Raw genomic sequence first — 13,361 nt, 5'->3', positions numbered from 1 at the left:
TTCAAAAAAGAATTAAAAAAGTAAAAATAAAGTGTGAAAGATACATTTATTTACTTTTCATATTATAATCTACCTTAAAAATTTTAACTTTGTATAAAATCATTTTTTGATGGAAGAAAATTATCTTAATTATCCTAAACATTTTGTGGCAGTTGACTGTATTATTTTCGGTTTTGACGGAGATAACCTGAAAATTCTTCTGGTACAAAGAAATTTTGAGCCAAAGAAAGGAGAATGGTCTCTTATGGGTGGTTTTATTGATGATAAAGAAAGTTCCGACCAAGCTGCCAATCGTGTCCTGAATGCATTGACCGGGCTTGAAAACATATATCTCGAGCAACTGAACACTTACACAGAAATTGACCGTGAGCCGACCGCCAGAATTATGTCGATTTCATATTATGCTTTAATTAATATTCAGGATAACATTCAAATTAATGAAAAATACAGCGCCAAATGGTTTGATCTGAAAGATCATCCTGAACTTATTTTCGACCATAATGCAATGGTAAAAGATGCTGTTCTGAGACTGAGAAGAAGAGCAACGACAAGACCTATTGGTTTTGAACTGCTGCCTGAAAAATTCACGATGAAGGATCTTCAGAATCTTTATGAAGCGATCTTTGATGAAAAATATGACAAGCGAAATTTCACCAGCAAAATAAATGCTTTGGATGTTCTGGTAAAAACCAACGATAAAGATATGAGCTCATCTAAAAAAGGGTCTTACCTTTATACTTTTGATGAGGAAAAATACAATAAGAAAATCTCGGAAGGTTTTATGTTTAAAATCTAAGCTTAAAAACTTCCGGTAAATTTAACTTTAATTCCAAGTTGGAAATTGGCAATGGTCTTGAAAATTTCGATTAAGGTCACCCGTTCTATTCTGGTCAGCTTGCTGATTTCTATATAGTTATCAGGATTCTTTTTATCAATATTAATCTGATTTGCCTGATTTCTCAGCCGAAGCGCCATCAGATAATAATAAGACTGATGCATTTCGTTATACTGCTGCTGTGTGAAAACACCAATTTCCATCAGTTTTTTCATTCTTTCGCCTGTATTTTCTATTTCCAGATGACTTTTCAGTGCATAGACACGAACAAGATCTACAATGGGAGACATTGCCGTTTTGATATCGAAAACCTCAGATTTTCCAATAGTCTGAGTCTTTATTTTTTTGAAAAAAGTAAGAGGAGGTTCATATTGAAGCGCATTTTTGGCGATATGCACAAAAAACAGCTGATTGGGTGAAACCAGTTTTTCTTTGATAAATTCTTTCAGCTCATGTACAATATTTTCGTCACCGTAAATAAAACGGAAATCAAAAAAAGTGGAAAATTTCATTGCATTTTCCGGGACTGATTCTTCAATCCATTGGACATAATTTCTTTTCCAGTGAGAAAGAGAATGGGTCCATTTCGGATTACTTGCCATAAAACCACCTTTGCAATATTCAAAACCAATCGTATTGAGGTCATCTGAAACTTTTTTAGCAAAATCCAGAAAATATTCCCGCACCATTTCCCGCTGTACATTGGCTTTGTCTTCGTAAATGATTCCGTTGTCCTGATCGGTGCTCAGCGTCTGCTCTTTTCTTCCTTCGCTTCCGGTAACAATAAAGGCAAATTTTGCAGGCGGTTTCCCTATTTCCTTTATCACTTTCTCTATCACTTTTCCGGTTATCGTGTCGGCAATCGTGGTAATGACCTGACTGGCAATTTCACCGTGCACCCCTCTTCCCAAAAGCTGACTGATAATATCCGGAACCTGCTTCCATTTTTTACGAAGCTCTTCGGTGTTTTCTGCCTGCTTTACAGACTGGATGAACACCAGCGGGCTTTGCGCCTGCTCACTCAGCAAACGGTTTCTGCTTAGAAAACCAACATATTCTTCTTTATTCTTCACCAAAAGATATCTTGATTTGGTTTTGAACATCATCAGAACCGCCTCATATAAATAGGCATCACTGGAAATACTGACAATCGGATTATCCATTACCTCCAAAATGGCTGTTCTTGGATCCAGACAACGGGCAATCACGTTATCCCGTAAGGTAATATCAGTAGCATAACCGATAATCTCGTCACTCCCCGATTTTTTGATAAAAATACAGCTTACTTTATTGGCGGCCATCAGTTTGGCAGCTTCAAAAACGGGTGTATTTTCTTCGCAGGAAACAATACTTTTGTAAGCAATACCTTCAATTTTCCTGGAATACAGCTGGTCGGCTGCAAAATAACTTTCTTCGAAAGTTGCAGGTGTTTTTACAAAGTGTGAAAACTCTTCATCCAGCATCCTTTTACCGAAATCTGAAGTAAAATAATGAAAAAAATCTTCGTATGCATTACACAATTCATAAAATTCTTTTCTGGGTAAAGTGTAAACCACAGTTCCTTTTTTGGCTATGGCAGATTTCAGCGCACGAACTCTGTTCAAAACCACCGAAATTCCGCCAAAACAGTAAGGAGAGTGATGTTTCGTCAAACATCTTTTATTTTCAGCAGCATCGAAAAAGAAAGTTTCATATTCTCCCGATGAAATAATATCTACACCTGTCATCTCGGTCACTTCCTGACGGTAAACCAGCGTATCTTTGGAGAACTCGGTTTTAATAAGTGTTTCAGAGATTTCAGCAAGAACCGTTTCGGGTAAAAGATGAAAAGGCTCTGTTATTTTTAATAGTGAAATAATTTTTTCTTCCGTCATGATTATTTCATTTTATCTGTTAAAAATTTTAATTTAGACTCTATTTCATGATGAATTTTATGAAGCTCATTTTCCGAAATTTCTCCACGGGAACGAATTTCAAAAAAACATTTTGCTGTCATTTCCGCATCAATCATAGCATCGTGGGAACGTTCCATCTTTTCATTAAAAAGGAAATTGTAAAGTTGTGGCAAACGAAAATAATCAGCTTTAGGATTTAAAATATAATCTTTGCTTTTTAGCATCGTGCAGTAAAAATAACTCTGATGAAAAGGGTTTTCCAGGCCTGCCCTGTAAAAATCGCAACTCAGCGTATGAATATCGAATTCTGTGAAATGTCCTGTAATCAGCGGATAATATTGCTGAATGTCTTCTGAAAGCTTTTGCAGCACAAACTTTCTTCCTTTGCCATTTCTGCTTAAAAATTCCTTGGTAATTCCGTGGACTCTGAATGACGATGCACTGATTTTCAAATCTTCAGCATCAATATAAAAATTTTCTCTTTTAATTTCCCTGCCGTTTTCAGCATACAAGATCCACGAAACCTGAACTGCTGAAGGCCAGTTGTCAGTTTCGGAATACGGCAGATCCCATCGTTTCGGGATTGCTGTTGTTTCGGTATCGATAAAAAGGAGATATTTTCTCAAAACTTTATTTAAAATTACAAAATCATTAGAATTCTTAACAAAGAACGTTGTTTAAACTTTTATTTTAACCACAAAAGAGACAAAAGATCTAACACATTGGTTATTTAAGTTCACTACTAAACTGAAATAAGAACCCATAAGTTAAAAAAATCTTTGATTTTATTCTTTTGCAGGCTTTTGTTTTCAAAATAGTAAAACTTTAAATAGTTCAATAATAGCTTTTGTATCTTTTGTGGTTAAATTTTCAATTAGTTTAAATAAACTTAAAAAATAGGACGCCAATAACGACATCCTATTTTTAACTATTTTTAAATTACCAAAATCTCACGTAAAGTGCGGTCAGTAAAAGAACTGTTACTACAATCATAATCAAAGTTCTGTTATCTACTTTAAACATCGTTGCATCTATAGCGAAAGCTTTCGGATTTACTTTCGGGCCTGCCAAACTTATCATTACCATTACGACAACTGTGATAAAGAATGACCATCCCATATTAATCAGAAACGGAATTTCTGTAATCGTGTGAACCACTCCATTTTCTAATTTTTCATAGGTAAAAGCAGTGTACAACCAAGTTTCTTTTCCGAAAATACCGACTGCAAAACTGTTGAAGAAAATCGCCAGTAAAAATCCCAGAAGAACGCCGACTAAAGCTGCCGTTCCTGTCGTTCTTTTCCAGAACATTCCCAAAAGGAACATTGCAAAAACCCCAGGACTGATAAATCCGGTATATTTCTGGATAAATGTAAAACCTCCTTCTCCGCCGATTCCCAGAACATCCGTCCATGTAAATGCCAGAGCAACAGCCATTGCAATAATAATTGCCCATCGTCCTGTTCTTACCATCTCGATTTCAGTCGCATCTGCTTTCAGGTATTTTTTATAGATATCTAAAGTGAAAATCGTCGAAATACTGTTTACTTTTCCTGCCAGAGATGCTACAATTGCTGCAGTAAGAGCTGCCACCGCCAAACCTTTGAGACCGGAAGGTAAAAATCCTAGAATGGCTGAGTAGGCGCCGTCTTTTACTCCATTGAAGCCCGGCAAATGTCCTTTTGTATATAAAACATAAGCTGCAATTCCCGGAAGCATAACGATAATCGGCATAAATAATTTCAGAAATCCTGCGAATAAAATCCCGGTTCTTGCTGTTTTCAAATCAGCGCCCAAAGCACGTTGCGTGATGTACTGGTTGCATCCCCAATAATTCAGATTGACAATCCACTGTCCTGCAAAATACATCGCCAGGCCCGGTAAAACCACATATTTTTGAACAATCAGATTTTCCGGCATTGCTAAAGTGGTTGTAGTGGTCGTTGGTTTGTCAAGAATTAATTTAAAATGCTGTGGTGCTTCATTCATTAAGGTCTGAAAACCGGCAAAAGCATTTCCTACAGCCGCTCCGTTGATTCTCTGGTCAACAATCTGAAGAGCCATATAAACTGTTGCAAAACCTCCGATAATCAAAACTGCCACCTGAATAACATCGGTGTACCCGATTACTTTCATTCCGCCTAAACCAATCAGCAAAGCCATCAGAAGTAATCCAACCATGATGATATGAAGATTATCTCCTCCCAGCAAAGTATCGATTGCCAAAGCTCCTAGATAAAGAATTGAGGTAAGATTGACAATTATATAGAGAAACAGCCAAAAAACCGCCATAATCAAAGAAACCGATTTGTTGTAACGGGTTTCCAGGAATTGGGGCATTGTGTAAATTTTATTTTTAAGGTAAATCGGAATAAACCAAACGGCGATGATAATCAGTGCAATTGCTGCAATCCATTCATAGGCTGCAACGGCAATTCCTACGAAGAAACCTTCGCCACTCATTCCTATAAACTGTTCTGCCGAAATGTTGGATGCAATCAGACTGGCTCCAATGGCCCACCAGGTGAGTGAACCTTCGGCCAGAAAATAATCTTTACTGCCCGTGGCTGCGGACTTTTTCCTGTTGTAAATCCAAATTCCGTAACCGGCTACCACCACAAAATAAACAAGAAATATGATGATATCAATTGTTGCTAAGTTTCCCATAATTTATTTTTTAACTGAGAATTTATAAATCGTTTTAGTCTGATATTTTTGTCCCGGCTTCAGTTCTGTTGAAGGAAAGGAAGGTTGATTCGGAGAATCCGGGAAATGCTGGGTTTCTAAGCAAAAACCTGTTCGGAATTCATTTTTCCCACCGGTTTTAGTGTCAAATTTTCCATCAAGAAAATTTCCTGAATAGAACTGAACGCCCGGCTCATCGGTAAGAACCTCCATCACTCTTCCTGATTGCGGATGGTATACTTTGGCGATGTTTCTCATCCCGCTTCCATTCAGGATCCAGTTGTGGTCGTAGCCTTTTCCTTTTTTCAGCTGGTCATCATCTGAATTGATGTCTTTCCCGATTGGTTTTGAAACGGTAAAATCAAACGGACTTCCTTTTACCGCTTTCTGTTCGCCTGTAGGAATCAATGTTTCATTAACAGGTAAAAATTTATCTGCGTTAATTTGCAATTCGTGGTCGGTAATCGTTTTTGCGAAATTCCCTGAAAGATTGAAGTATGAATGTTGTGTAAGATTAACAACCGTTGCTTTATCTGTCGTTGCTTCGTAAGAAATCTCCAAAGCATTGTCGTCTGTCAATGTATATAAAACCGTTACAGACAATTTTCCAGGATAGCCTTCTTCGCCGTCTGCGCTGGTGTAAGTCAGCTTTAAAGTTGGAAATTTCGCATCTTTTACCGATTCAATGTTCCAGAATTTGGTATGAAAGCCTTCTTTTCCACCGTGAAGACTATTCGGTCCGTCATTTTTATCAATATCGTAGGTTTTGCCTTCCAGAGTAAATTTTGCATTGGCAATTCTGTTCCCATAACGGCCAATTAAAGCTCCGAAATAATAAGGGTTTCCATTAAAATAATCTTCAGGTTTTGTAAATCCTAAAACGACATCTTCATATTTCCCGTTTTTGTCGGGAGCCGTGAGTGAAGTAATAATTCCACCGAAATTGATGACCTCCACTTTCATCCCGTTTTTATTGGTTAATGTATATTTTTTAATGGAATCGTCTTTTGCCGTCACTCCGTAGTCTGAAACCTGTATATTTTCCATATTTTCTTTTTGAGACTGGTTATTATTTTCTTTTTTGCTGCATCCAACAACAAACAAAAGCGCAATAATAATCAGATTGTAGTTTATTATTTTCATAGTTTGAATGATTTTGCAAGATTAGCGATAATAAATTTCATTCCAGCGAAGATTGTTCTTAAAATCACGGATTTTTGTATTTTCATCAATAACCAATGACTCAATGTCTGCCATTTCAGCAAAATCTTCCAGCTGTTCAGCACTGATATTCTCACTATAGCACGTATGATGCGCTCCACCAGCCAAAATCCACGCTTCTGCAGCCGTGTACAAATCCGGAAGCGGCTTCCAAAGAACTCTTGCCACAGGAAGTTTTGGTAATTCTTCTGTGATTTCCAATGCTTTTGTTTTATTGATTAACAGCCTGAAATGATTCCCGAAATCCATTAAAGCGGCGTTCAGAGAATCGATATTTCCTCTTGAATTGAAAACCAGACGGACAGGATCTGCCTTGCCACCGATTCCCAACGGATGAATTTCACAAGATGGCTTATCGACCGCTAAAACAGGATCAACTTCCAGCATATGAGAGCCCAAAACTGAAGGATTTGAAGGATTGAGATGGTAAGTATAATCTTCCATAAAGGCATTTCCGCCTTGCAGACCCTGCCCCATTGTTTTCATGGCACGGACTAATGCTGCTGTTTTCCAGTCGCCTTCTCCGGCAAAACCGTACCCTTTTTCCATCAACCTCTGAACGGCAATTCCGGGAAGCTGCTCCAGACCGTGAAGATCTTCGAAAGTATCCGAAAAACCTTTGAAATCTCCATCTTTTAAAAATTTCTCTAAACCTAATTCTATTCTTGCCGCTGCTTCAAGTGATTTCCTGTTGCTTCCCCCGGATAGAAGAGACTCTGCCATCTTGTAAGTGGCTTCATATTCTTCCATTAAAGTTTTCACTTCGCCATCACCAATGGAATTGACAACGGCAACCAAATCACCGATTCCCCAGGTGTTTACCGAAAATCCGAATTTTGTTTCTGCTTCTACTTTGTCACCATCTGTAACGGCAACATATCTCATATTGTCTCCAAAACGGGCAAATTTTGCGCCCTGCCAATCGTCCCAGCCTGCTGCAACACGGCTCCAGTCACCGATTTGTTTCTGAACTCTTTCCTCAGCCCAATGTCCGACAACAATTTTTCGGTTTTTGCGGAGGCGGCTTACCATAAACCCGAATTCACGGTCCCCGTGAGCGGCCTGATTCAGGTTCATAAAATCCATATCCATCGTAGACCAAGGAATATCCTGATTGAACTGTGTATGCAAATGCAGCATTGGCTTTTGTAAAGCTGTCAATCCGCGGATCCACATTTTTGCAGGCGAAAACGTGTGCATCCAGGTTACAATTCCGATGCAGTTTTCTGCATGATTGGCAGCCGTTAGTGTCTCAAAAATTTCTTCTGTTGATTTTACGGTTGGTTTAATAATGACTTTTACAGGAATTAATGAAGACTGATTAAAGGCTTCAACAATTTTCTGTGAATGTTCTGCAACCTGAGCCAATGTTTCAGGTCCGTATAAATGCTGGCTTCCGGTGATGAACCAGATTTCTTTTGTATTGAGAGGTGTTAACATATTGTAATTGATAATTGATAATTGATAATTGATAATTGATAATTAATTATTTTTATTTATTCCACAGATTTTGCCTTGTGGATATTGAGTATTTTTCTTCAAACCTAACAGGTTTTAAAAACCTGTTAGGTTTTGCTAGCGCTAACTTATCAGAAGCTATTTACTGTCCATAATAGGCATTTTTACCGTGTTTGCGTTCGTAGTGTTTTTTGATGAGAGCATCTTTCAGGCGTGGTGCGTCAGGATTGATTTGTCTTGTACGATACGCCATTTCTGCAATAGTTTCCAGAACTTTGCTGTTGTAAACGGCTTTATCAGCGTTTTTACCCCAGGTGAATGGTCCATGATTTCCAATAAGAACCATTTCTACTTCTTCGTAAGACAGTTCTTTTTCCTTAAAACAATCCAAAATCTGAATTCCGGTATTGTACTCGTAATTCCCTTCAATTAAATCATCGCGCATCGGCGGTGCGCAGGGAATATCTGCCGTTAAATGATCTGCATGTGTGGTTCCGAAAATCGGAATATCCATCTGTGCCTGTGCCCAGGCTACGGAATAAATGGCATGCGTATGAGAAATTCCGCCAATATTTTCCCAGTTTTTGTAGAGGTAAGCGTGAGTTTTTGTGTCTGATGATGGTCTTAATTTCCCTTGTACAACATTAGCTTCATAATCCAGAATAACAATATCTTCAGGCTTTAGAATCTCATAAGGAACACCGCTTGGCTTGATGGCAAAAATTCCTTTTTCACGGTCAACGGCACTCACGTTTCCGAATGTATAAACGACAAGCTTCAAGGCATCCAGCTGCATATTGGCCTCGTAACATTCTCTTTGAAGTTCTTTATAAATGCTCATTTTTTATTTTATTAAATGATTAAAAGATTAAATTGTTTAAAAATTACAGGTGCTGCTTCGGGTTAAGCCCGTTCTACTGGTTTTCGTAAGCCTTGACAAGGCTTTTAACGTTGAATTGCACGCAGCCCGGGTTGAGCGGAAATCCTTTTTTGCTGGTGGAAAAGCATTGGCAAAAAGATTGGGAGCGGAAGACGGATAAAGCTGCCATAAAAATAATTGTTTAAGGTTTCTAATAATTTATTTAACAGGTCGCCTCTACGAGGCTTAATGCGTATTGACATTGTGATTGGCTATTAACAGAGCGCCTCTACGAGGCTTCATGTGTATGGACATTATGATTGTCTATTAACAGTGCGCTCCTACGGAGCTCCTAAATCCGAAAATTGCTGTCAACTATAAGCTGCCAACGATTAATTTCTTTTTTGCTTTGATGTTGTTTTCGGTAAAGTCGGCGAGGATCTGATATTGATTCATCAATTCTGCGTATTTCTCCACCTGATCTGCCTGAGGGAAATATTCTGCTTCGAAATCGGAACCCATTTTCCGGCTTGCTTCCTGAACATTCGGGTAAATGCCTGCCGAAACTGCCGCATAAATAGCTGCTCCTAAGGCCGGAGCCTGATCAGATGCAGCTACAACAATCGGCATATTCAGAACGTTGGCCAATGTCTGCATAATGAACGGTGATTTTCTGGCTACCCCGCCAATTCCGATGACTTTATTGATTTTTACGCCTTCCTCTTCGAAACGATCAACTATTTTTTTTGAACCGAAACAAATGGCATTGACCAACGCTTTAAAAATATGCGGTGCTTTTGTACCGAGCGAGAGGTTGCTGATCGCTGCTTTGAGCTCCTGATTGGCATCCGGTGTTCTTCGTCCGTTGATCCAGTCCAGGGCAATAGGAGCGGCTTCGGAAAGAGGAATTTTTTCAGCTTCCAAAGTAAGATTGCGGATGAGATTATTTTCTATTTCCTCTTTTAACAATTGTTTCTGATGGTCGTCAATCATGTTGGAATTCATCAGAATATTTTGAGTTGGCCACATCAGAATATCTTTGTACCACGCCAACAAATCTCCAAATGCGGACTGCCCAGCTTCCAAACCAATCAAGCCCGGAATAACGGAACCGTTGACCTGTCCGCAGATTCCTTTGACGGTTTTATCCTGAATAATTTCGTTGGATGCGACCATAATATCGCAGGTGGAGGTTCCCATAATTCGGATCAGTGTATTTTCTTCTACTTTGGCACCGACCGCTCCCGAATGGGCATCGAAAGTTCCTACAGCGATCACAGTGTTGGTTGTTAAACCTAATTTTGCCGCCCATTCCTCATTCAGATTTCCTGCCACTTCATCTGAAGTATATGTTTTTTCATACAATCTGTCACGAAGCCCGGCCAATGATGGATCTAGCAGCCCGAGAAACTCCTTTGACGGCAATCCGCCCCACGATTCGTGCCACATGGCTTTATGACCTGCTGCACAACGGCTTCTTTTAAAAGTTTTTAAATCCTGATGATCGGAAAGCAGAAAAGTAATATAATCGCAGTGTTCCATCCAGCTGTAAGCGGAATTTTTCACTTTTTCATCCTGTCTGTTGATGTGCAGAATTTTTGCCCAAAACCATTCGGAGGAATAGATTCCGCCTTCAAATTTGGTGTAATCTTCGCCGCCCCAGTTTCTGGCCAAATGATTGATTTCTTCTGCTTCATCGATTGAAGTATGGTCTTTCCACAGTACCATCATGGCATTGGGATTTTCTTCAAATCCTGGAGTTAAAGCCAATGCTATTCCTTCTCTGTCTACAGGAATTGGTGATGAGCCCGTCGTATCTATACAGATGCTTACAATGGTTTCCGGCACCACTCCACTTTCTCTTACTACATCAGAAATGGTTTGCTGCAAACCTTCAATGTGGTCTAACGGATGCTGGCGAAACTGGTTTTCTTCAGGCTGACAGAATTTCCCCTGCCTCCAACGTTGGTAATAACTGACGGATGTTGCAAGTTCGGCTCCGTTTTCTGAATCAATCAGTACTGCGCGCACGGAATCTGTGCCATAATCTAACCCGATAACATATTTCTTCATTTTTTATAATGAATTAAGTTTAATAATATTTTGATAACCCCATCGACAAGCTCAGAATGAGATTTATAATGCTAAATGTTTAAGCTTAGGTTTAATTTGATCACTAAAAAGAATCAATTTTAATTAAACCTTAACAAATCTGTTTTTGAGATAAAACAAATATAAGATTCTATTTTAAATAAATGTATAAATTACACTTAATTTTAATTTTTCTTTTATTGACAGCATTTGAAACTTATTTAATCTTTAAAACAACCAAAGAATGGGCAGGAATTTTCACCAAAAATTTTCCCTTTTTAATGACAGAATTATCTTCAACAGGCTGTATGTTTTCCGTTTTAAAATTATTTTCGGAAGAAAGTGCAGGAGCTATTAGGACCGTTTTCGTTAATTTTTGTCCCAGTTTTATATTTTTAGGATTGATTTCAATTGACTTTTCCTGAGAATCTGTGTTGACAATTTTAATGATTACTTCATTATTGTTACTGTCCTTCACTGCGGTTGCATACAATTTATCCTGTCCGCTAACTGAATTTTTATTGTGATAAATTCTCAGTAAATCGGTTCCTTTATTATTTGAAAATAATTTCTGAACATAATAATTGGGCGTTGCATAGGACTGAAGATTATTAAACCATATCAAGTCCGGGGTCCATTGCCAGCCATCGGCGTGAGCAAATAACGGTGCATAAGAAGTCATTGTTACGACGTCCGCATTTCTTTCAAGTCCGGTCATAAAAGCGGCCTCCGAAAGTGCCGATTCCCAATTATTTTTATTGTCCGGACTTACTGTTTTAACCGACTGAACAGCATATTCGCCTGCAAAAACCTTAGGTCCGTTTCTGTCATATTTATCGTATCTCGCCGCATTTTCCTGAAACCATTTTGCAGAATTATAATAATGCTCATCGACGATCTGTGCATTGAGTTTTTTCAGCTCTTTCCAACCGTAATCGAAAAATTCTCCGTCAGGAGAAGGCCCGCTTCCTGAAATGATTTTAATCTCGGGATATTTGGAGTGAATGGCTTTTTCAAAAATTTTGTAGCGTTCGATGTAATCTTCGCCCCACTGCTCATTTCCCACACCGATATATTTCATGTTAAAAGCTTTGGGATGTCCCATTTCTGCACGGATTTTGCCCCATTTGGTATTAACATCACCGTTGGCAAATTCAATTAAGTCCAAAGCATCCTGAACGTACGGATTTAATTCTTCCAGATGCACCAGTTCGCCTGTGTTGAACTGACAAGCTATTCCGCAGCTCAGAATCGGCAGCGGCTCGGCTCCTAAATCTTCTGAAAGCTGGAAATATTCGTAAAAACCTAATCCAAACGACTGGTAATAATCGGGAGTAAGACGGTGTGCAAACCCTGAGCTCCATTTATTAATGAGATATTCTCTGTCCGCTACATTTCCCAATGTTTTTTTCCATTGATATCTTTCAGCAAGCGTTCTGCCTTCTACAATACAGCCTCCCGGAAAACGTAAAAAACCAGGTTTCAGATCATATAATTTCTGAACTAAATCTTTTCTTAAACCACCTTTTCGTCCTTTCCAGGTATCTTGTGGAAAGAGGGAAATCATATCCATATTTACAACTCCGTTTCCGGTAAAAGTAAGCTGCAGTTTTGCTTTTTCAACCGTTTGCGAAGGAGAAAAAACAGCTGTATATTTTTGCCAGCCTTTTCCTTTGATTATTATAGGAACCGTGGAAATGACTGCTTCTTTTTCGTCAACCCAACTTGCATTGACGGCAGAAATATTTCCAGATATATTTTCCAGGTCGAAACTGAAATCATATTTGGCATCTTTATGAAGCCCGATTCCCCGGAAACCTTCATTTTCCAAGATGTACTTTTTATCATTGTGAACGGTAATTTTTGCGTAGTTTTTATTGGTTTTGGAATGATCCGAATAAATGGTCAAAAAACCGGAATCCAGATTATGGGAAAGGGTTTGTGTATTGTGCTGCTTACAACCTGTTAAAGGCTCATCGAACTCAAAGCTTCGATTTTTGATAAGCTCAGCATAAATTCCGCCATCAGCTGCAAAATTGATGTCTTCGAAGAAAATCCCGTACATCGTAGGCTGGATTTTAATGTTGGTGGAACTGCCGTCCAAATCTAAAGTAAACTTTGTCATTTGTGCGGATGAAAATGTAATGCAACTTATGGAAAGAACTGTGAAAATTTTATTTTTCATTCCTTATAATTTTGAAATCAGTTTTAATTTTTTAATGTTTTTTTTAACGCAAAGTGCGCAAAGATTCCTTAACTACTAACTGTTTTTAAGTTCGCAAAACGAAGTTTCGCCGATTCAATAATCAATTATAAA

The 13,361-nt window shown here is 38.5% G+C and carries 9 protein-coding genes; 1 reads left to right on the top strand and 8 read right to left on the bottom strand.

The genetic code is table 11. The annotated features are described in order from the left end of the window. The first annotated feature begins 109 nt into the window (after positions 1–109). Positions 110–796 (top strand): NUDIX hydrolase, encoded by a 687-nt coding sequence (locus ATE47_RS03290; protein ID WP_062160616.1) that lies wholly within the window; start codon positions 110–112, stop codon positions 794–796. 2 nt (positions 797–798) lie between these two features. Here the strand turns inward: ATE47_RS03290 and ATE47_RS03285 are convergent, their stop codons facing one another. From ATE47_RS03285 to ATE47_RS03250, 8 genes are all read right to left on the bottom strand, one after another. After that, the gene (locus ATE47_RS03285) at positions 799–2,709 is read right to left on the bottom strand and encodes a DUF294 nucleotidyltransferase-like domain-containing protein (RefSeq protein ID WP_062160615.1); all 1,911 of its coding nucleotides are present in this window, start codon (positions 2,707–2,709) and stop codon (positions 799–801) included. A 2-nt stretch (positions 2,710–2,711) separates the two neighbouring features. Next, positions 2,712–3,356 carry a 3'-5' exonuclease gene (locus ATE47_RS03280; protein ID WP_062160614.1) on the bottom strand — a complete coding sequence of 215 codons (645 nt, stop codon included), beginning with the start codon at positions 3,354–3,356 and terminating at the stop codon, positions 2,712–2,714. Between the two features lie 313 nt (positions 3,357–3,669). Then, a complete protein-coding gene (locus ATE47_RS03275; protein WP_062160613.1) occupies positions 3,670–5,397 on the bottom strand; it encodes a sodium:solute symporter family transporter in 1,728 nt (575 codons plus the stop codon). Between the two features lie 3 nt (positions 5,398–5,400). Beyond that, entirely contained in the window at positions 5,401–6,558 is a 1,158-nt protein-coding gene (locus ATE47_RS03270) for an aldose epimerase family protein (protein ID WP_062160612.1), read from the bottom strand. 21 nt (positions 6,559–6,579) lie between these two features. After that, the gene (gene araA / locus ATE47_RS03265) at positions 6,580–8,076 is read right to left on the bottom strand and encodes an L-arabinose isomerase (protein ID WP_062160611.1); all 1,497 of its coding nucleotides are present in this window, start codon (positions 8,074–8,076) and stop codon (positions 6,580–6,582) included. A gap of 160 nt (positions 8,077–8,236) precedes the next feature. Beyond that, positions 8,237–8,935, bottom strand: a complete 699-nt coding sequence (locus tag ATE47_RS03260; RefSeq protein ID WP_062160610.1) for an L-ribulose-5-phosphate 4-epimerase — start codon at positions 8,933–8,935, stop codon at positions 8,237–8,239. Positions 8,936–9,328: 393 nt separating this feature from the next. Then, a complete protein-coding gene (locus ATE47_RS03255; RefSeq protein ID WP_062160609.1) occupies positions 9,329–11,026 on the bottom strand; it encodes a ribulokinase in 1,698 nt (565 codons plus the stop codon). Between the two features lie 235 nt (positions 11,027–11,261). Then, entirely contained in the window at positions 11,262–13,229 is a 1,968-nt protein-coding gene (locus ATE47_RS03250) for an alpha-L-arabinofuranosidase C-terminal domain-containing protein (protein WP_062160608.1), read from the bottom strand. Positions 13,230–13,361 lie beyond the last annotated feature (132 nt).

Origin of the sequence: Chryseobacterium sp. IHB B 17019, assembly GCF_001456155.1 — a bacterium.
Classification (GTDB): Bacteria; Bacteroidota; Bacteroidia; order Flavobacteriales; family Weeksellaceae; genus Chryseobacterium.
The sequence above is the reverse complement of the archived record's forward strand: the minus strand, read 5'-3'. Positions and strand labels throughout refer to the sequence as shown.